This is a genomic window from Petrotoga halophila DSM 16923, assembly GCF_002924615.1.
The window spans coordinates 1-21,007 of sequence record NZ_JALY01000165.1 but is presented as its reverse complement, the minus strand read 5'-3'; the positions used below and the strand labels follow the sequence as shown (position 1 = coordinate 21,007).

The following is a 21,007-nucleotide window of genomic DNA, read 5'->3' as shown; positions in this document are numbered from 1 at the left end:
AAGCTTTGAAAATTTTACAAGGTCATTGATATCTTTTGCCGGTAATATAAAGCATATATCCGAGTCTACAAGTTTACCATAACCCGCAGCTCTCGAAAGCCATAGGGCAATCTGGGCTCTTGTAACGGCATCGGATGGTTTTACATCCTCTTTTATCACACCTTGTTTCATTAAAGCTTTCAAGGCGATTCCTTCAGGCGTAGTTTCTACAGCCCCTTCCTCTGTTCTGGGCTCTGGCGTTGAATAATAATTTGGAATAAATGCCTTAGTAAGTATTAATGCAGCCTGGCCTACCGTCACATTTTCACTAACCTCTGGTACCGGTTGAGGCATAATACCTATATCAATGAAAATCTTTAAGATCTTCTCATTCTTATCTCCGATTACTCCAGTATAAGGGTCGACCTTTCCTCCTGGCATAGGCAAGGTGGATTCACCATATCCTACAAACTCACCCGTCTTGGCGTCTATCCCAAAGCCGTTGATATCGGAGAGTTGATAAACAGGAATCGGTTCCCCCACAGGATCTCCTGTATACTGATCTCTCGGTAAAGCAAAGGAGAGCTGAAGTTTTTGATACTGAGACAGCTTTACCTCGGCTTCTTCAATGGTAATAATTCCAGTAGTATCGATCTTCTCGATGTCACTGTAATTAATATTAAATCGAATTACTTTACCCTCGTTATCAACATTGACATTAACCGTATTAACGGGGTATAAGACTCCCTCCTGATACATGATGAAGTTTACTGTGTAGTTGTAATCTTTGCCAGACATAACTAACATGTTTTCAAAAGGAAGATTTACCTTGGATAAATAATCCTTTGCAATTTCCACTGCCTTTTCTATTCCTATGCCATTATCGGTATCAGGGAAAGTCGGCTGATTTAACCCTTTGCCATAATTAAGGCTTATTATCTTCCCTGTCTCCATCTCAATTACTGAGTTAAAAGTGATGTTGCTATCTTTATCCCCATGATTAGCAAAAATATTATATACGTTTATATTTTGGTCGTTATAGTTTTCATTTATACTGATATTTAGATTGAATTTTTCTGGGTCATTACCCATGCTCTTCAGATATTCCTCCACAAAATCCTTTGCTTTCTTTTCATCCATCTTCCCCAGGGAAGACATTTTATTTACATTGGTTACTTTATACTCTTCCCTTTCGCCCATCTCAAAAGTCTGACCGGTGTAGTTTACGGGCTCCCCCGTTCTAGCATTAATCCCCATTGGCAAAGGATATAAGCCAGCGCTCTTGGCCGGAGCATACAAGAGCTTATTTTCGAGAGGGAAGTTCTCTCTCCATATCTCCTTCTGGACAAGGAAGGTACCCATTATTTGATCCATTTTCTCTAAAGCTTCATCTTCGCTCAGTAACCCATCGATGTCAACCTTAGATATGTCTGTCCAGTTAATGTAATAATTTGATACCTTTCCGGTTGCGGCATCAATGCTTATATCTATCCCTTGGTTGACATCTATCCCGTCGTTGATACCACATAGCTGTTCAATGTTTCTCTTGAAATGATAGGTATAATTTGTCTGCCCGCCTTTATAATAATAAAAACCATATTGAAAATCAGGGGCTTTGTCTATCTGGTCATACTTGTCGGGTGCGTATCTCTTTATGAAGTTTAAAGCATTGTCTTTGAGCTCATCCCTTGTGTAGTTTGGCACATTGCTATCTTCGCTGCCCGGATAATTGTTTTTGTAGTACCAATAGCTCACCAACTCACCGGTGGAGGCATCCACCATAGCATTGACAGTTATTTCTTGATCCCAATAGTGAATATTCCAAGCCTCAGATGGTACATCGTACCTATAACTCAGGTCGGCATTAAACTTTGCTGCATCGATACCTGAGATCTCTGATACTAAGTTTTTAGCCTGCTGGGAAGAATACGTCGGCTCGACAGCAAAGACGCCCAGTGCCAACATGCTTATGAACATAACAGTTGTAAGAACAACTGATAAAATATTTTTCATTGTTTACCATCTCCTCATATTTGCCTTCACTCCGAAGAGGATTCAAAGAAATAAATCTTCTTGTGGATAAATTATACAACATTCAAATAACAAAAAGTAAATCAAGTTCCAAGACAATAATTACTATCTAGCCATTATCCTATTTCGAGGACAATTAATTATGATCCCAAACGGATAGTAAGAATTCATACTCCATCCAAAGAAATAAGCGACTTCTTGCCTTAAGGAGATTAAAAACAATCACAAAATTACCTCAGCATTTCAAAGAATTTTTTCCTTCCATTAGTAGTATCTGCAAAAAAATCAAAAAAATAAATCCTCTAGGGGCAATGGGCCTCATAAAAAAAGAAATCCTTAAGGGGTGGTGGGCGGGAAAAGATAATCAAATAAGCTTCATAAATCGAAAGTAATTTAAAGACAAAGCTTCCAAAAAAACTTATCAAAAGACTTTTTTACCTTAGACTGCAAATTTTTATTTCTCTCTACAAAATGAGAAAAGATATATTATATATTTTTATATATTTATATTAATAACATAAAACCTTATAGGGTGTCTCAAAAATTGACCCACAACTGGGTCAAAATTTGACCCAAAACTGTCCCAATTTTTAACCCACCTTGTCCCAAAAATTTATCCTCTGAGGGTGGAGGGTGGGAATAGATAATCAAATAAGCTTTATAAACAACGGGAATCTTAAAGGCTAAGCCTTTAAATAAGGGATCACAAGGGGCGCAGCCCCTTCCACTAGGGGCGGTGGGCGGGAATAGATAATAAAAATATTTTAAAAAACGCTTACGTCTTTAAGGCTACCAAGCCTTCAGCAAGATCACAAAGGGCGCAGCCTTTTGCTGGTTTCTGCAAAAAGCTTTTTTAGGTTGCTGCACTGTGCAAACTAGTTTTTAAATGATTATGACCTTGAATTTGGGGATTTTAAGGGGGGACCCCCTTAATGCTTAGGGATCACAAGGGGCGCAGCCCCTTAATCCACTAAGGCCTCTCCGGCCTTTATTCAGGGATCAGAAGGGACGGAGTCCCTTCCATAAAGGGCGGCGGGCGGGAATAGATATAACAGTAAACAATTATTTACCACAATTTAAGTATTCTTACGGATACTATTAGTGGAGGTGAGAAAATGAAAGAAATAGTAGGATTAATCCCTGACCTTGTACAAATGGTGGAAGTACCTGGTAACGGCAAAAAGAAAAAAGAAATCGTCCTAAACGCTGTAAGAGAGTTCTTAAAATCCATTGGCAAATACTCTCCGATCATGGATCTAATAATCTCCATACTCATCGACGGAGTAGTAGCATTACTATTTCCAAAACCAGAAAAAGCATAAAATGATTTCTCCCCGGGGAAGTAAAGCAAGGCAAACCAAAGAAAACAAAAACACACAGGAGGTGGTAACACATGGCAATGAACTTAGAATCAAGAAAGGCAAAGATAGTATGGATAAGCATAGTAGACGGAAAAGAAGAAAAAAAGTATAAAAGCTATGACTTATTCACAGACGTAGAAGCAGACATAAAAACCGCCTTACAAGGATTAGTCTCACTCTGTGAAAACACCAACGCGGTTTATTACTTCAACGAAAGCTACGAAATAATCTAAAAAGGAGGAAATAGCGAATGAGAAGATTAAGAATGAAATTCTATGACCCAGCAGAAGGAAAAAGCAAAACCCTATCAGTTGATGGAGTATTAGAAACAATAACGCAAGTAGAAATAGAACCAGTAATGCAAAGCTTGATAGGCGTATTAGTACCAACAACCGCACAAGTAGACGAAGCAGAAATCGTTGAAACAACGACAAACGGAGTATTCAACCTCATTCAATAAAGAAACACACTCATGCCTCTTGACGGGGCATGAGTTTTTTTTGATATATTAATTTAAAGTGTATATATGTATCTCATATTTCCTCTGAGGAAGGTGGAAGGAAATAGATAATAAGAAAAATAAAATATGAACAAATGATTAAATAATTTGGTATCATTTAGTAAGAACATCAAAGATACCAGATAAGAAAGAATACCTAAATTCTTGAAACAGATAGTGAATATAACAAAGCCAGCCTAGATAGCAAAGATAATATTTTATAAATTCCATGTTCTTAAGGTATTAAGTGGACAATTTTATAAAGCGAGAATCATAAAGGATAAACCAAGTACCATTATTTTCGTAAGAGAACTAAAAAATGATCGGAAGATAAACTTGGGTATGGAACCGGGTAATTAAAAAACACAAGTCCAACAAAATCACCATTTATTTAACCTATTAAAGCTTTTTATTTATACAAGGTAAGATGTAACGATAGAGGAGATATTAAAAGTACAAAAAGAAATAATGCCTGGAAGGGGTGAGATAGTTATGACGATAGCTGAAAAGTTGAGAAACGAAGGAAAATTAGAAGGTGAAAGAGAAGGTATTGAAAAAGGAAAACTTGAAGGCGAAAGAGAGTTCGCAGTTAGAATATTAAGCAAAAGATTTGGTAACCAACTAACTGAAGAAATAAAAGACAAGATAAGAAAAGCAGATGAGAAGACGATAGATTACATAGGAGATAACTTGTTAGAAATAACTATAGAAGAGCTAAAAGAATTACTGAAATAATTTCTGAAAAAGCGCCCTCCATGGGCGTTTTACTTTCTTTGTTTTTTCAAAAGTGGCTCTACATATCCTTATTTCCCTTTATTTATTAAAGTTTGTATAGTAATTTGATTAAATCTTTTCTTTTTACCTTTTTCTTGAATCTTCGATTTTTAAATTTCTTTTTCGATTAGTAAGATCAATATAAAATATTAATCTTCAAAGGAATGGTTCCCCTATCTATTTTTATATTCTAGAAACATAATTTTTTATATTCTGACAATATAACTTTGTTAAAGTTTATATTAATTATATACAATTAATTTAATTCAAAGTGAGGGGGTACCCGGTTTGATAAAAGTGGAGAATATCAAAAAATACTATGGAAAATACCTCGGAGTAGAGGACATTAGCTTTAAAATAAAAAAAGGTGAAATATACGGCCTTATAGGACCTAATGGTGCTGGGAAAACAACGACTATAAGAGCTATGATGGGTATGATTTCAATTGATGAAGGGCGAATTACAATTGGGGATAAAAACATCCCACACGACTTGAAGCATATAAAAAATAAAATAGGATACCTCCCTGGAGAAGTCAATTTTTATGAAAATATGAGAGTAAAAGATTTTTTTGATTTTAACGATAGATTTTATAAAAATATTGATAAGAAATATGAAAACGAGCTAATAGATCTATTAGAACTTGAAACAAACAAAAAGTTCAAAGAACTTTCAATGGGAAACAAGAAAAAAGTTGGAATAATACAAGCCATTGTACACAGACCCGAGTACATAATTTTTGATGAACCTACCAACGGTTTAGACCCTCTTTTGCAGCATAAATTATATAATATTTTAGAAAAAGAAAAAGAAAGAGGCGCTACAATTCTTTTTTCATCACATATTTTATCGGAAGTTGAAAAAATTTGTGATAAAGTAGGGATAGTAAAAAAAGGAAAAATAATAAAAGAAAGTGATATTGAAGAGATATCTAAGGTATCAAAAAAAACAATTACGATCTACAAACTCAAAGAAAGAAATAAATTCAATGATTTTGAAATAAAAGAACAGACGGATTCTTTTATAACTTATCTAGTAAAAAATGATGATTTAAATAGTTTTTTTGAAATTTTATCTAAATGTTCATATGAAGACATTGAAATTAAAAGACCGTCTCTCGAAGAAATATTTATCGATTATTACAGGAGTGATGAAGAATGAACTTCAATTTATTAAAAAAAGAGCTTAAATTCACATATAAAAATACAATATTATGGTCATTGTTGTTTGTTTTATTTACCGGTATGTATATACCTATGAGTAATCAAATCCTTTCCCAGTCTAATAATGTATTAGAACTAATTAATAATATGCCCAAATTTTTACTCGAATCTTTCAACTTTAGCGAACAAATATTTACTAAACCAGAAGGCATATTCGGGTCAGAAGGTATGAGCTTTGTTTATTTATTGGGAGCTGTTTTTTCAGCGATGCTTGTGGGAAAAGTTTTTGCAGATGAATATGAAAAAGGAACCATAGAATATTTGAGCGTAAAACCAATAAGTAGATCAACTTTATACATAACTAAATTCACGAATATAATGATAAATATATTATTTTTAAACATTATTTTTACCCTTTCGGTTGTTTCTATGTACGCTATTTTTATGAAATATGAATATAATCCAGAAATATTGTTGGCTTTTGGAATATATTCCCTTACAGTACAAATATTTTTCTCTTCAATTTCTGTGATAATAAGCATACTCACCCAAAACAATTCTTCAAACCTGGGTATCTCACTTAGTATACTAATTTTCATGTATTTTGGAGATACTATGGCAAAGACTATAGAGGCAACAAGTTGGATAAAATACTTCAGCATATTTAACTATATTCCTTTGATGGAAACCGTTTTAGAGGAAAAAATCTTTTGGGTAAATTCCTTAATAATTTTGCTAATATCTTTTGGAATATATTATTTTTCTTATTACCTATTCAAAAATAAAGATATTAATGTATGAAATTTTCAATGTTTTGTATATTTTCCAACCAAACCGATTTCGTGTTTCAAACGTCTCATCTTTTTATGATTGATAATTATTCCATAATTTTTCCTAAAATACGCACACAGCTTAGTAGAACCTATAGTTTTTTGCTTTGAGACATACATATTGAGATGTTCCTTGATTTTTATCAGTTCAGCGATTACAAATTCATCAGGAACCTTATCGCCATTCACAGTATAGCAAAAACCTCGAGTTTTAGAATTAGAATGCTTTTTCTTTGACAAAGAACTGGTATCCAAGAAGAACCTCGTTTTGTAATGATAAGTGCTGGAGTTTACGTTGAACTCTTCAAAAAGATAAGAAAGAGAAACGCCGTACTCTCGATGTAACCTATTGATATATAGGATATCTAAAATGGGTGTAGATTTAAAATCAGCGTGTCTATTTTCCATCATTTTCTCTGATTCAAATTTTTTTTTACAAACTCAACTTGTTCTCTAAGAACTCTGATCTCCATATCCTTTTCGATCACCAAATTCTTCAAAGCTTGAAGAGTCTGAGCGAGATCGGGGTATTCCATACAAAGTCGAGAAATCTCATCCAAATCGACACCGGAATTCTCGTAAACCACAGGAGGAACCTTAGAACCACGAGAAACGATGGAATTTTTGTTAAAAGGGCCATTGAAAAAGCAAGAATAATTCTCACCAGAATCTCTAAACTTCTTAACCCACTTATAGATATTTCTGGTAGGGATGTTGTAAGTTTTACTAAGTTGAGAACAAGAAACACCTTTTTCGACATGCTCTTTAACAACGTTAGCTTTTAACTCTGGAGGGTAAGACTTCACAAAAATCACCTCTTTTAAGAATATATATTTATTATACTACCACGCCCCTCAAATAAGAAAATGTCATAAGGACCAATCGTAAGCGTTTTTTAATTAAAAATTACCGCTAACTTCAATAAACTTTTTTTCTTTTCAAAAACACAAATAAGAAAGAGAGGATGGTTTTCTGACAAGGTATCTCCCTATATGATATAATATTATTGGATATTAGAAAAAATAAAAGGGGGATATCGAGTGTCAATTTTAGAACATATTGAAAAAAATCAATGGGGATATACAACAGAAGGCATTCCAGTAACTTTGTTCACATTAAGAAACGAGAATGGAATCACGGTACAAGTAACAAACTACGGTGCTACTTTGGTTTCTTTGTACTTACCTGACAAAAAGGGAGAAATGGAAGACATAATTTTAGGATTCGATACTGTTTCAGATTATGAAAAACCCACTCCACAGAATCCCTTTTTCGGTGCTACAATAGGGCGACATGCAAACAGAATAAAAAACGGGCAATTCTCACTTGAAGGTAAAAATTACACCTTGGCTCAAAATAATAATTCAAACCATCTTCATGGGGGATTAAAGGGGTTTCAAAAACAGATATTTCAAGCGACAGCTTTTACAACTGTCGAAGGACCTTCTGTTCGGTTCAAACGTTTAAGCCACGATGGTGAAGAAGGTTATCCAGGAAACTTACGTGTAAGCGTTACTTACACATTAACCAACGATAATGAATTAAAGATTTCTTATACCGCAACTACTGATAAAACTACTATTATAAATTTGACAAATCACAGTTATTTTAATTTAGCAGGTGAAGGTAGAGGAAATATTTTTGATCACCAGTTGGAACTTTTTGCTAATCATTATACACCTGTAGAAGAAACGTTAATCCCCACCGGAGAAATAAAAAGTGTCAAAAACACACCCTTTGATTTTACAGTCCCAAAAATTCTCGGTGAGGTGCTCAAAGATCTGAAAGATTCTCCGTTAGAAGGAATAGATCATAATTTCGTATTAAACAAAGAAAATAGCAAAATATCCTTAGCTGTAAGGTTGGTTGAACCCACAAGTGGAAGAGTGATGAAGATATACACAACCGAGCCTGGGATTCAAGTATATACAGGTAATTTTGTTGACACATACGGAAAAGAAGGAAAACACTACGGAAAATATTCTGGAATAGCTTTGGAAACACAGCATTTTCCAAACTCTCCAAATCAGAAAAACTTTCCTTCCACAATTTTAAGGCCCTCAGAAGTGTACTCTTCTACAACAATTTACAAATTTTCTATCGTGAATTAGAGAAAATTTAGATTTTCTAAAACCAGTAAAATACATTGTTTTATGGAGGTAAAAGTATTGGATATAATCAAAACAATAACAGAGGATTTAAACATAAAACTATTTCAAACTGAAAACACTGTAGAATTACTAAATGAGGGAAACACCGTACCTTTTATCAGCAGGTATCGAAAAGAAAGAACAGGTAATTTAGACGAAGAAAAGATTAGGCGAATAGAAGAGTTATTTAAATATTATCAAAACTTAGAAGGCTACAAAAAAACTGTCTTAAAAAGCATTGAAGATCAAGGCAAATTAACAGATGAGCTAAAAGAAAAGATCATCAACACCAAAAAGATGACTGAATTGCAAGATCTGTATCTTCCTTACAAAAAAAGAAAGAAAACCAATGCTGACAAAGCTATAGAAGCTGGTCTTGAACCTGCAGCAAACAAAGTGTTATTAGGTAATATCAAATCTTTAGATGAATTAGAAGAATTTGTATCTGAAGAATACGATAATATAGATAAAGTGACAGAAGGAATTTCCTACATAATAGGTCAAACCTTTGCCCATGACAAAGAAAATCGGGAAAGTCTAAGAAAGCATTACGAAAAATTTGGTAAGATTCACTCTGAAAAGAAGAAAGAGTTTGTCGAAGAAGCCACTAAGTACGATATGTATCACGAATTCACACAAGAAATTTCAAAAATCCCAAATTACAGAGTTTTAGCTTTAAACAGGGGAGAAAAAGAAAAAGTTTTAAATGTAAAACTAATTATTGATGATGAGTGGCTTGAAAAAGAAAAATCTAGATACAAAACAGGAAATGAGATCTGCGATAAAATTATATCCAAAGGTTTGATCTATGGATTCACAAATATGTTAAACCCATCAATAGAAAGAGAAATAAGACAAAATCTAACAGAAAAAGCAGAAGAAGGGGCGATAGTTCTCTTTGCCAAAAATCTCAGGCAATTATTACTAACGCCCCCTTTAAAAAACAAAAGGGTCTTAGCAATTGATCCTGGTTTCAGAACGGGATGTAAAGTTGTGGCATTGGATGAAATGGGAAATTTTCTCGCTAACGATACGATATTCCCCGTTCCTCCACAAAACGATATAGAAAACTCAGAGAAAATTATGATGGGTTTAATTCAAAAGTATAATGTAAATCTAATAGCGATAGGTAACGGAACCGCCTCACGAGAAACTCAACAATTCGTCGTTGACTTAATAAAGAAAAATAAGTTGAATCTTAAGTACATATTCGTCGATGAATCTGGAGCTTCTGTTTATTCCGCTTCTAAGTTGGCAAAAGAAGAGTTCCCAGAATACGATGTAACTGTCCGAGGAGCTATAAGTTTAGGAAGAAGAATACAGGATCCTCTTGCAGAATTCGTAAAAATTGACCCAAAATCTATAGGTGTTGGACAGTATCAACACGATGTCAACCAAAAAAAGTTGAAAGAAAAACTCGACGCAACTGTGGAAAGCGTGGTTAACCTCGTTGGTGTTAATTTAAACACAGCCTCATATTCTTTATTAGAATACGTTTCAGGAATAACCAGTAGCCTGGCAAAGAAAATTGTCCAATACCGTCAAAAGAACGGTTCATTCAATAAAAGAGCCGATCTCTTAAACGTAAAAGGCTTTGGAGAAAAAGCTTTTGAACAAAGTGCAGGATTTTTGAGAATAATAGATGGGGAAAACCCGCTAGAAATAACGGGAATACATCCAGAAAGTTATGAAGCAGCGGAAAAATTAATAAATATACATGGCTACACCTTGGATGATTTAAAAATCAAAGAAAAATTGGACCCATTAAAATTAAAGGTTTCTCAACTTTTAAACGAAAAAGAAAATCTAAAATCAATATCCGAAGAATTGGAAATAGGGGAATATACATTGATCGATATACTTAAAGAACTTCAAAAGCCCGGCAGAGATCCAAGGGATGAAATGCCTCAACCTCAACTTATGGATGATATTCTAAAATTTGAAGATCTAAAAGAAAGTATGAGATTATCAGGTAAAATAACTAACATTACTGATTTTGGTGCCTTTGTAGATTTGGGAATAAAAGAAAACGGCTTGATTCATAAGTCAAACCTTGCTGAAAGATTTGTAGCTCATCCTACGGATATTGTGCAAATAAACGATATCGTAGAAGTGGAAATAATAAACATTGATAAAACAAGAAGAAGAATTGGTCTAAGATTAGTTAGTATTCAAAGATAAAAACTTTATCTTCATTTTGGGCGTCCTTTTTTATGGACGCTTTTTTATTTCTTTGTTTTTTAATAGTATCTAACTACTAAGCTTAAAATATATACCTTTATTCTTAACCCAAATCTCAAATAATTTGATAAAATATTAATAAGGATAGCGAATTAATTTTTACATTAAAGGTGATAACGAATGAAAATCAAAGATACAGGAAAAGTTGATGTTTTAAAAACATCCATATGGAAAGCTTTATTTACCTTAGCCTGGCCAATTATTTTGACAAATATGATGCAAGCGATATATAATATAACTGATGCTTATTTTTTGGGAAAGTTAGGTCCTTTGGAATTATCTGTTCCTACTGTAGTTTGGCCGCTGATCTTTGTTTTTATATCTTTTGCCACAGGATTTTCCTACGCTGGAACCTCTTTGATAGCCCAATATACAGGATACGGCGATCAAAGAAGAGCTGAAAAATCGGCAGCTCAAACTATTTTGGTAATGACTTTCGTGGCTTTATCCATTATGGCAATAGTTTTGATCTTTAGCAAGCAATTATTATCTCTTTTACAATTGGATAAAAACATATTCGAACTTAGTAATACGTATCTAAAAATAATGGCATTTAGCTTACCTTTCATTTTTTTAATGCAAACGGTAGCGGGTATATTTAGGGGATGGGGAAATTCATTTATAGCCCTGAAATACAACGGTATATCAATCTTGTTGAATGTGGCCCTTGACCCTCTTTTCATTTTCCAATTCAATTTAGGCGTATTTGGTGCAGCGCTAGCAACTATGTTATCTCAAGTTATAATATCTGTTGTATTTTTATTTGTATTGTTCAAAGGTAGAGAGGGTTTTAAATTACACGCCAAAGATTTTGTCCCTGATCCAAAACTTATAAAAAAAGTGTTATCGGTTGGCTTACCTTCTTCTATTGGCGAATCTTTTACAGCTATAGGATTTGCTATAATTATGGGAGTTATTGCACAATTTGGGCCTATTGTTATTAGCGGATACGGAATCGGAAATAGAATGAACAATTTAATAATTATGTTCGCTATGGGAATATCTTTGGCAACGGCTACTATGACAGGTCAATATGTAGGTGCAAACCAACCTGAAAGGGCTGAGGAAACAGTTAGAAAAGCTTCTTTGGCAACTTTACTGATCGTTGGTAGTGCTTCAATGGTTATGTTTTTATTTGGTCACAATATAACGAAATTTTTCATAAATGACCCCGAAGTAATTAAAGTTGGAGAGGAATTTTTTAGATATGTTTCTTTCTCACTTCCGTTCTTCTCGTTAGTTTCTGTTTTTCTTGGTACTTTAAGGGGTACAGGGCATACGATTCAGTCAACCATTATAGATATGGTAAGATTGTGGGGAATAAGGGTACCTTTGGTTTTTTTCTTAGCTGAGACTCACGGTTACATAGGCATTTTCATCGCTATGATAATAAGTAATTTATCTGCCCTTGTATTAGCCCTAGGTTTTCTAATTTTTGGGAACTGGAAAAAACCTGTAATTGAAGAAGCTTCTCAGAGAAATGCTTAGTATAGTCAACAAAGGAGGACTCTTTCATGAAAAACTTTGAAGAATTGTTGAATAGAGCAAAGTCCAAACCAACAAAGAACGTCGTTCTTGTCTGTGCTGAAGATATTGAAGCTTTGAAGGCTTTATCAAAAGCAAGTGAAGAAGGGTTTGCAAACCCTGTCTTGGTTGGAAATAAAGAAGAAATTAAAAAAAATTTGGAAATTGTTGGAAAGGAATTTGACATTATAGAGGCAGAAACTCCACAGGAAGCAGCAGAAAAAGGTGTTCGTCTCGTTTCAAGTGGGGCTGCTGATCTGCTCATGAAGGGTAAGATAAAAACTTCTGAGTTGCTAAAAGCTGTTTTAAACAACGATTGGGGATTAAAAACAGGAAATTTGCTTTCTCATGTTGCGGTAGTAGAAACACCTTATTTGGATAGATTACTTTTGATAAGCGATGGTGGAATGATAATCCACCCAGATTTAATGCAAAAGGTTCAAATTATATACAACGCCCTTGAAGTAGCCAAAAACCTTGAAATAAAAACTCCCAAGGTAGCTTTATTAGCGGCGGTCGAAGTAGTTAATCCCGATATGCCCGAGACAGTAGATGCCGCGATATTGACCCAAATGAACAAAAGAGGCCAAATAAAAGGGTGCATTGTCGATGGTCCTCTTGCCCTTGATAACGCTATAAACGAACAAGCTGCCAAGATTAAAAATATAAACAGTGAGGTTGCAGGTAAAGCAGATATTTTAATTGTTCCAGATATCCATTCGGGGAACTTGTTAGGAAAATCTGCTGTATATTTTTCAGGAGGAAACGTGGCAGGGATTGTAGTGGGAGCAAAGGCTCCCATAGTATTAGTATCAAGAGCCGACAACGATCAATCGAAATTGGCAGCTCTGGCACTTGGAGTTTTAAACTCCTGAGACTCATATAACATAAAAAAACACTGAGAAAAAGTGACATATGCTTCCTGCAAGTACTATCAAATGCCATAAAGCATGGTGGTATGGGATTTTTCTCCACACGTAAAATATGGTCCCAACTGTGTAAAGAATGCCTCCTATGACCAACCAAAAGACCCCCCAGAAATCCAAGTTTGTAACTAAAGGTTCCATAGCAAATACAACTAACCATCCCATGGCTATGTATAAAATTGTTGAAAGGATCCTAAATCTTTTAACGAAAAATATTTTAAAAATAATGCCTATAGCTGCCAAAACCCATACCACAGAAAATATAATCCAACCTAGCCTTCCGCTCAACGTAATTAGTGCAAAAGGTGTGTAAGTACCGGCTATTAAAATATAAATTGCAGAATGATCGAAGATTTCAAAGAGATCTTTCATTTTTTTACGTTGAAAGCTGTGATATAGTGTTGAAGATGTATAAAGAATAATCAAGGACGAACCATATATAACCGAACTGAAAATACTCCAAGGTTGTCCGTTAATCGCTGAAAAAACTACCAATAACACCAGAGCAGCTATACTCAACAATGCTCCTATACCGTGTATAACGGCATTAGCTATTTCTTCACCAGTGGTAAATTTTTCGATATTGTCTAAATCTTTCACCCTAATACTCCTTTCGCATCTTTTATTTCAAGAAATTCTTCTCTCAAAATGTCCATAAATATTATATCGTATCTATTGTTTTTAAAAAACTTTGCTTGCCTTCGCCTACCTATTTCTTTAAATCCTGCTTTTTGGTAAGATCTTATGGCCCTTTTGTTATATTCAAAAACTTCCAACATGATATTATTTAAATTTAAAACGTTGAATCCATAATTCAAAAGCAACTTAATGGCTTGGGTACCATATCCTTTAGACAGATATTCTCTATTCCCAATAAAAATCCCAAGGACAGCCGATTGATTAATTCTATTAATGTCATGCAACCCACAATTACCTATCAGCTCTTCTGTTTCTAAATCCACTATGGCAAATAAAACATCGTTGCCTTTAGCCATTTTTTCTAAGATATCTTTTTCTTTAAGCAAAGAAATAATATTATCTTCTACCATCATGTTTTCTGATATTTCTGGGTCATTTAACCATTCCGTGTATTTTTCAAAATCGTCAGGATTAACTGGTGACAAAAAGCATTTTTCTCCTACTACTTTTTTAAAATATTTACCCATATTGTCTATCCCCCTCTTATTCTGTTATATAATCTTTAAAATAAGCTTTAAACTAAACTCCCTCTTCTCCCTGCACTCCATTCACAAATCTTTTTATCTCAAAAGGAGCCCTTCCCAGTATTTCGTATTGCCCAGTTCGCTGATCAAACCATATTTCTCCCCAGAACATAACTTCTTCCCCAACTAAATCATAGATATCGTAACCATCAAAAAAGGCATCAAATTCCTGTTTTCTTATTCCATAGTAAAAATCTTCGCCTTCAGAGATAATTTTGTAATAATTTTCGCCTTCTTTTATAACATCCTTTACTTTGACCTTCACCCACCTCATTCTACCTAAATCCTTTTGGGTTAAGGCATCAGATTCCACTACTATGCTTTCATCATCGTATTTTTCAAAGATCCCTTTTCTATCTTCATATGCTTGGATATAAGCTTTAACAAATATTTCTTGCTTTTTTGAAGTATCTTCGTAAAACAACGGTCGGGCTAATCCATTTTTTAATAATTCCTCGTTTAATAATATTAAGTTACCTTCTTCATCCTCATAATAAACATACGCCAAAACTCTGCCATAATTGTCAAACTTATCCTCATCAAACTCTAAATATACGTTTCTGTTTGCAACATTTATTAGTCTATCTTTCACAAATTGATACGACTTATAGCCATACTCGCTAATAGGCTTACTACCAGCTTTGATCTCTGGTGCGTCTATCCCTATCAACCTGATACTTTCAGCGTATTGGTAAGTGTTAATTGTGTCTCCATCCAATATAGAAGAAACTTTTACTTTTTCTAGGTTTTCTATATCTGGAATTGTTATTAATTCTTGTGAATTAGCATAAACTGCACTTAAAATCACCAAAAGTAATAGAAAAAAAGAAGATATTTTTCTCATATGATTTTTCTCCCTCTGTAATTCAGGGCTTCCGAGACATGACTTACTTCCACATTTTTTGAATCAAAAGTGTCGGCTATAGTTCGTGAAATTCTCACTACCCTGTTTACCGATCTTGCTGTTAATTTTAAATTGATAGCTGCTTGTTTTAAAAAGTCTTCCGCTTTTTCAGTAAGAGCAGCAAATTTCTTCACTTCTTTATTGCTAAGTTTCCCATTCAATTTGTTTTGCCTTTTTATCTGTATTTGGGAAGCCTTTGAAACTCTTTCTTTTATCTTTTCGGAGCTTTCTCCGTCTTCCTTGGACATGAGCTCATCTATTTTTACCCTTGGTGTATCTATTCTAATATCTATTCTATCCAATATGGGTCCTGATATTTTTCTGTTGTAATTTAAGATCTGGTTCAAACTACACGTACATTCTATCTCCTTATCTCCATAATATCCACATGGACAAGGATTTTGAGATGCTATAAGCATGAACCTTGCAGGAAAATTAGCAACGGATTTTGCTCTTGTTACCGTCACTTCTCCGTCTTCTAAAGGCTGTCTTAGAGATTCTATTACATCCGTACGGTACTCGGGGAACTCATCCATGAATAACACACCATTGTGAGCCAAGCTTATTTCACCAGGTTTCGGAACGGCTCCTCCCCCTATTATTGAGGCTGTCGAGGCTGTGTGGTGAGGTGATCTGAAGGGCCTTTTATCAATTATCGTGTTCATATATCCAGCAACTGAATAAATCATCGTAGATTCGATGATTTCTTCCCTCGTCATATCTGGTAATATCGTTGGAACCCTTTTAGCTATCATTGTTTTTCCTGAACCGGGAGATCCCCTCATTAAGACATTGTGAAATCCACTGGCTGCTATCTCTATTCCCCTTTTGGCAAATATTTGACCTTTGATCTCACGAAAATCTAAGTTGTAAGACGGTTGTACAATATCCTCATACTTTGGAGAGTAATCATCCAAAATACCTAACGATATATTTTCGATATCTTTCAAGCTATCTATAACGATAACCTCGTTCTTTTCTACAAATTTACTTTCCCCCTGATTTCCCCGTGGAATTATGAATTTTGCCTGTTGATTTCTTTCTTTTATATACATCAAGAAAAGAGATATCCCAGAAACTGGTCTAACTTCTCCATTCAAACCAAGTTCACCAAATATATAGTAATCTTCACTTAATTCTTTTATCTGACCTGACGCCTCCAACAAGGAAACGGCAATTGGTAAATCAAAATGTGAGCCGTCTTTTCTCATAGAGGTGGGTGAAAGATTCGCAACTATCGATCCGTTAGGAATTGTAAACCCAGTATTTCTAATGGCACTTGTAACTCGTTTCTCACTTTCTAAAACTGATGTGGAGGGCATGCCTACTATTTTGAATGTCTGTTGGGTAGAACGGGAGTTTACGTCGATTTCTACTAAGATATTTTCTACTTTAAACCCGTCTATGCAACCAGTTTTTATCTTAGAATATTTCATTTTTCCCCCTTTTTGTACATTACTTAATTTCACTTATCACTTTCTAACTTTTCCTTACCCAATTTTTGTGTGATAAAAATGATGATAGTAAAAGTTAAAAAGGGAATGGTATATGAGATATTAAAATTAATATCACCAATTACTCCCATGGAAGTTGCAATTATCATAGCCCCAATCCCAGTAGAACCAAAAGCCAACCCGTTGTACATCCCTAAGATTCTCTTTGGGAGATTTTGATTGGTGTATTTTTGAATGCTTGGAAAAATGGCAGATAAACTAAAACCAACGAAAAGAAAGAAAATAAAGTGCTGAAATATTAGCAACAATGCAAGACTTACTATAAGAGAAATAGAGAAGTAAAAAATGGTTCCCAATTCCGTTAATTTTCTGTTTAAAAATTCCGTAATAGCTCTACCCAAGGTAAAAACTACCCAAAATAAACTTATAATTACAGATGAAAATTCTTTCGAATAATTAAAAACATCGTAGAAAAGGTTCCCGCTCCATGTTATTATACCTATTTCAGTTCCGGAATAGAATAAGAATATCAACAATGATAAATAAACAAATTTTTTCCTTATTATACCTGTGGCTTCTTTAAATTTAATCGCTTCATACTTTATGTTTTGAATGGGCTTATAAATTAAAACAAAAATGAAAAGTAACGAAATTAAGATTAAGTGTATAAAATACACAAATCTAAAATCTAATTTCATAACTAAAAATAAGCTAACCAAAAGGGGTGCTATTATACCTCCAATTCCAAAACTCGCGTTTAAAAATCCAAAATTTTGGGTTTTCCTATCAAGGTGTGAAAAAGCGGAAGTTAAAGTCATAAAAGTTGCCCCAGTCGCTACCCCCAATAAAAAAGCTGATAATACAACCATAGGAAAATTAAATGCGGTTACAAATAAAACCAAACCCAAAATTTCAACGATAAAAGCACCGGTCAAAAAAATTTTATAACCTATCTGGGCGATAAAAAAGCTACCTATAAAGTTGGATATCATAGTACCAAAGGTGCTTATAAAAGGTAATGAAGAAGAAACAGTTATTGAAACAGAGAATCTTTCTTGAATGGAAGTCATAAGAGGAGCAAGGGTGTTCATGACCATAGAAAATACAATCATTGAGATGTATATAAAATTTTGCGTGTTTTTTTCGGTCAACAACGTCACCTCTGCTTTAAACTTTGAGTGTATAAGTGTGCCTTTCGAGTTATCTCAGGAATTTTATACTTTGTGGCAAAATGATAAGTGAAATCTAAGGCATTATTGAAATCAACCAAGTTGCCAGGAGATACAAATACAGGTTTCACATTATCTCTTGTTCTCAACACTATTCCTATTTTCTCATCGTTATGGTACAGAAATGTGAATTCACCCTTTTTCTTTCCGGGTTCTTCGTATTCACCAATTAACCTAGATTTAGCGATTCCTATAGTTGGCTTTTCAATAAAAAAAGATGCATGTGTAGCTATGCCCATCCTTCTAGGATGGGCATAGCCTTGACCATCAAAAAAAACAATATCAGGTTCAATTTGAAGTTTTTCCCAAGCCTTTAAAAAGATAGGAAGCTCTCTAAAAGCAAGAAGGCCAGGAATATAAGGTAAGGTAACCTTATCCACGGCGTATGTTACATCGATCACCGATAATTTTTTAAAATCCATAGTTACAATTACAGCTAATCCTTTGTCTTTTGGAAAGGAAAGATCAACACCGCTTACTAAGTTTGGTACGTCAGAGAAATGGCTTAATTTAACCTCTTCAGCTAACTTTTTCTGTATTTTGATCATATCTTTGGGAGACATATCGAAACTATGAACGAGTTTATATTTCATCTACCTCACCCAAGATGGTACAATAAACTTCTATACCTTCGTCTTTTCCGCCTATCCCCAAACCATTACCGCTCTTACCTTTTAAGTTTATACGACTTACTTCTAAATTTAAGATGCGTGAGGTATTATTTTTTATTTGCTCAGATATAGAACTGATCTTCACGCTCTTAGATATGATTACCGCATCTATATTATTTATCTTAACAACATATCTTTTGCTTATCAAATCCATAGTCTTTTCTAAAAGGATTGAGCTACTAATATTTTCAAATTCTTTACTTTCAGGAAAGTACTCCCCTATCGACCCCAAACCGCACATCCCTAATAAACTATCAATTAATGCATGAAAAAAAACGTCTCCATCAGAATGACCGGCTAATCCATAACCTTTTGGATGATTTATTACAACTCCACCCAATATTAATCTTCTATTTTCAGCAAAAGGATGAACATCGTAACCAAACCCAATTTTTAACATGTTTCAACTTTTCCTTTTTGGCATTATTATGAACATGTAACTGTTGTCTTCCAAAGGTTTTAAAATGGTAGGTTTTTCCTCATCGGATATATCAAATTCAAATTCCACTGTCTCTATTCTTTCTAACGCTTCCCTGAAATATCTTGGGGAATAAGCAATCTCAATATTTTTACCCTCTTGTTCGACATCAATCTCTTCTTTTGCTTCACCAACATCCGGAGAACTCGCATAAAACTGTATTCTTCCATCTTCAATATTTAATAAAGTATATTCCTCACTTCCGGCTGTTATAGACATCCTTTTCATAATAGCCAAAAATTCTGAGGTCTTAGCCTTGATCTTTGTGATAAAACTCTCGGGAATTATACTCAAATAATTAGGAAATTCAGCATCTATAACGTTATAAATCAGCTGGTTATTATCTTCTTCAAAATCAAAGAGAATTTGAGAACCACTTTGGACCACTCTTATCTTCTCTGTCTTTGCTGCTGAAAGTATCGTTTTTAATTCATCCATACTTTTTAGGGATAAAAGGAATGGTGAAAGAATATTATCATCTTCCAACTTACTTTCAGAAAGGGCTAATCTATATGAATCGGTTGCGACTAAGTTCAAAAAGCCACCTTGTCTAAAATCCCAGTAAACGGCATTTAAATTGCGCGAAAGGGAAGAAGAATCTTTTAAAGCACAAAAAACAACCTTATCGATCATATTAGTAATAATTGTTCTATCTAACAAAATTGAATTCCCTGTAACCTCGAAAGCAAGAGAAGGAAATTCATCAGGGTCCATGGTAGGTAATCGAAATACAGAATTGCCACCTGAAATCTTCAAGACTCCATCCAAAGTTATAGTAATTGTGTCAGAAGTGAGATTCGATAGTATTTCCAAAAAAATCGTCTGTTCAACCACTGTAGAAAAATTTTCATCGCTATCTTTAACCTTCAGCCATTTGTGAAAACCGGTCTGCAAATCTGTAGCATAAATATGTAACTCATCGTCTTCTACAGCCAATTTTATTCCTTTCAAAATAGGGTTAGCAGTTTTCCTTGAAACAGCATTACTGGTTAATTGAACGGCATTTTTTAAAACCCTTGTATCAATTTCAAACGACATCAAAATTTCCTCCCTTTGGAAGAATTAGGGTTTCACTATCTCAATTTTACACTAAAAAAAGATTTAAAGCAAGAATAAATAATTAAAAATTATTCGTTTTGCTCTCTTTCTTTTAATTTCCTAGCCAAAAATGTGGCAACGTGATTCCCTTTGGTACCTCTTCCAAAGCCAGCGTCCATGTAGTTATTTGTCGCTAAATCATTGGTTATCTGAGTTCCTCCAACGATGAGTAATAGTTTATCTCTAACTCCTTTTTCTATAGCAATTTCATGTAGTTTTTTCATATTTTCTACATGAACTTCATTATGAGTAATAATCATAGAAGCTAAAACCGCTTGGGCTCCCACTTCTATCGCACTATCTATGATTTTTTCTGGCGGCACAGAAGTTCCGAGATAAACGTAGCTTATTCCATATTTTTCTATACCTCCATGTTTTATATCTAGTATTTCTCTGATACCTATGTTGTGTTCATCGTTACCTATCGTTCCAGCCACTACTTTGACCTTGTGTTTACCAAAAAATTCAAAAA

22 protein-coding genes are annotated in these 21,007 nt (G+C 34.2%); 10 read left to right on the top strand and 12 right to left on the bottom strand.

The genetic code is table 11. The features are described 5' to 3' along the window. Positions 1-1,992 (bottom strand): YcdB/YcdC domain-containing protein (locus tag AA81_RS14230; RefSeq protein WP_169999694.1); only part of this gene is annotated, 1,992 nt, incomplete at its 3' end. A gap of 1,133 nt (positions 1,993-3,125) precedes the next feature. Here AA81_RS14230 and AA81_RS08145 point away from each other — a divergent pair. From AA81_RS08145 to AA81_RS08120, 6 genes are all read left to right on the top strand, one after another. Beyond that, positions 3,126-3,332: a hypothetical protein gene (locus AA81_RS08145; protein WP_012209008.1), complete on the top strand. Its 207-nt coding sequence runs from the start codon at positions 3,126-3,128 to the stop codon at positions 3,330-3,332. Between the two features lie 71 nt (positions 3,333-3,403). Next, entirely contained in the window at positions 3,404-3,604 is a 201-nt protein-coding gene (locus AA81_RS08140) for a hypothetical protein (RefSeq protein WP_103078725.1), read from the top strand. Between the two features lie 17 nt (positions 3,605-3,621). Continuing rightward, positions 3,622-3,831: a DUF2922 domain-containing protein gene (locus tag AA81_RS08135; protein WP_012209006.1), complete on the top strand. Its 210-nt coding sequence runs from the start codon at positions 3,622-3,624 to the stop codon at positions 3,829-3,831. Positions 3,832-4,362: 531 nt separating this feature from the next. Further along, on the top strand, positions 4,363-4,605 hold the full coding sequence (locus AA81_RS08130; RefSeq protein ID WP_231282458.1) for an RpnC/YadD family protein: 243 nt from the start codon (positions 4,363-4,365) through the stop codon (positions 4,603-4,605). A 336-nt stretch (positions 4,606-4,941) separates the two neighbouring features. Then, positions 4,942-5,805 (top strand): ABC transporter ATP-binding protein, encoded by an 864-nt coding sequence (locus AA81_RS08125; RefSeq protein WP_231282496.1) that lies wholly within the window; start codon positions 4,942-4,944, stop codon positions 5,803-5,805. Then, complete coding sequence (locus AA81_RS08120) at positions 5,802-6,608, top strand: ABC transporter permease subunit (protein ID WP_012209004.1); 807 nt, start codon at positions 5,802-5,804, stop codon at positions 6,606-6,608. The genes AA81_RS08125 and AA81_RS08120 overlap by 4 nt, the downstream gene beginning before the upstream one ends. 5 nt (positions 6,609-6,613) lie before the next feature. On the opposite strand, the gene AA81_RS08115 is transcribed toward AA81_RS08120, so the two are convergent. Next, positions 6,614-7,048, bottom strand: a complete 435-nt coding sequence (locus AA81_RS08115) for an IS3 family transposase (protein WP_081429255.1) — start codon at positions 7,046-7,048, stop codon at positions 6,614-6,616. Continuing rightward, positions 7,045-7,443, bottom strand: a complete 399-nt coding sequence (locus AA81_RS08110) for a transposase (RefSeq protein WP_169926332.1) — start codon at positions 7,441-7,443, stop codon at positions 7,045-7,047. The genes AA81_RS08115 and AA81_RS08110 overlap by 4 nt, the downstream gene beginning before the upstream one ends. A 234-nt stretch (positions 7,444-7,677) precedes the next feature. Between AA81_RS08110 and AA81_RS08105 the strand changes: the two genes are divergently transcribed. From AA81_RS08105 to AA81_RS08090, 4 genes are all read left to right on the top strand, one after another. After that, a complete protein-coding gene (locus AA81_RS08105) occupies positions 7,678-8,748 on the top strand; it encodes an aldose epimerase family protein (protein ID WP_012209001.1) in 1,071 nt (356 codons plus the stop codon). Positions 8,749-8,805: 57 nt separating this feature from the next. Further along, a complete protein-coding gene (locus AA81_RS08100; protein ID WP_103898747.1) occupies positions 8,806-10,968 on the top strand; it encodes a Tex family protein in 2,163 nt (720 codons plus the stop codon). A 180-nt stretch (positions 10,969-11,148) separates the two neighbouring features. Then, a complete protein-coding gene (locus AA81_RS08095) occupies positions 11,149-12,516 on the top strand; it encodes an MATE family efflux transporter (protein WP_103079075.1) in 1,368 nt (455 codons plus the stop codon). A gap of 26 nt (positions 12,517-12,542) precedes the next feature. Next, a complete protein-coding gene (locus AA81_RS08090) occupies positions 12,543-13,427 on the top strand; it encodes a bifunctional enoyl-CoA hydratase/phosphate acetyltransferase (RefSeq protein ID WP_012208998.1) in 885 nt (294 codons plus the stop codon). Positions 13,428-13,430: 3 nt separating this feature from the next. Here the strand turns inward: AA81_RS08090 and trhA are convergent, their stop codons facing one another. From trhA to AA81_RS08045, 9 genes are all read right to left on the bottom strand, one after another. Then, entirely contained in the window at positions 13,431-14,078 is a 648-nt protein-coding gene (trhA, locus tag AA81_RS08085) for a PAQR family membrane homeostasis protein TrhA (protein ID WP_103079074.1), read from the bottom strand. After that, positions 14,075-14,644, bottom strand: coding sequence for a GNAT family N-acetyltransferase (locus tag AA81_RS08080; protein WP_103077707.1), 570 nt, complete (start codon positions 14,642-14,644; stop codon positions 14,075-14,077). Before AA81_RS08080 ends, trhA begins: the two co-directional genes overlap by 4 nt. A 52-nt stretch (positions 14,645-14,696) precedes the next feature. Continuing rightward, entirely contained in the window at positions 14,697-15,545 is an 849-nt protein-coding gene (locus tag AA81_RS08075; protein WP_103079073.1) for a thermonuclease family protein, read from the bottom strand. After that, a complete protein-coding gene (locus AA81_RS08070) occupies positions 15,542-17,041 on the bottom strand; it encodes a YifB family Mg chelatase-like AAA ATPase (protein ID WP_103079072.1) in 1,500 nt (499 codons plus the stop codon). Before AA81_RS08070 ends, AA81_RS08075 begins: the two co-directional genes overlap by 4 nt. A 29-nt stretch (positions 17,042-17,070) precedes the next feature. Next, entirely contained in the window at positions 17,071-18,210 is a 1,140-nt protein-coding gene (locus tag AA81_RS08065; RefSeq protein ID WP_103898746.1) for an MFS transporter, read from the bottom strand. Between the two features lie 5 nt (positions 18,211-18,215). Continuing rightward, positions 18,216-18,881 carry an endonuclease V gene (gene nfi, locus AA81_RS08060; protein ID WP_103898745.1) on the bottom strand — a complete coding sequence of 222 codons (666 nt, stop codon included), beginning with the start codon at positions 18,879-18,881 and terminating at the stop codon, positions 18,216-18,218. Then, positions 18,871-19,359, bottom strand: coding sequence for a 2-C-methyl-D-erythritol 2,4-cyclodiphosphate synthase (gene ispF, locus AA81_RS08055; RefSeq protein ID WP_103898744.1), 489 nt, complete (start codon positions 19,357-19,359; stop codon positions 18,871-18,873). The genes nfi and ispF overlap by 11 nt, the downstream gene beginning before the upstream one ends. A gap of 3 nt (positions 19,360-19,362) precedes the next feature. Next, positions 19,363-20,475: a DNA polymerase III subunit beta gene (gene dnaN, locus AA81_RS08050; RefSeq protein WP_103898743.1), complete on the bottom strand. Its 1,113-nt coding sequence runs from the start codon at positions 20,473-20,475 to the stop codon at positions 19,363-19,365. 89 nt (positions 20,476-20,564) lie between these two features. Further along, a partial coding sequence (locus AA81_RS08045; protein ID WP_211292682.1) for a cobalamin-dependent protein occupies positions 20,565-21,007 on the bottom strand: 443 nt, incomplete at its 5' end.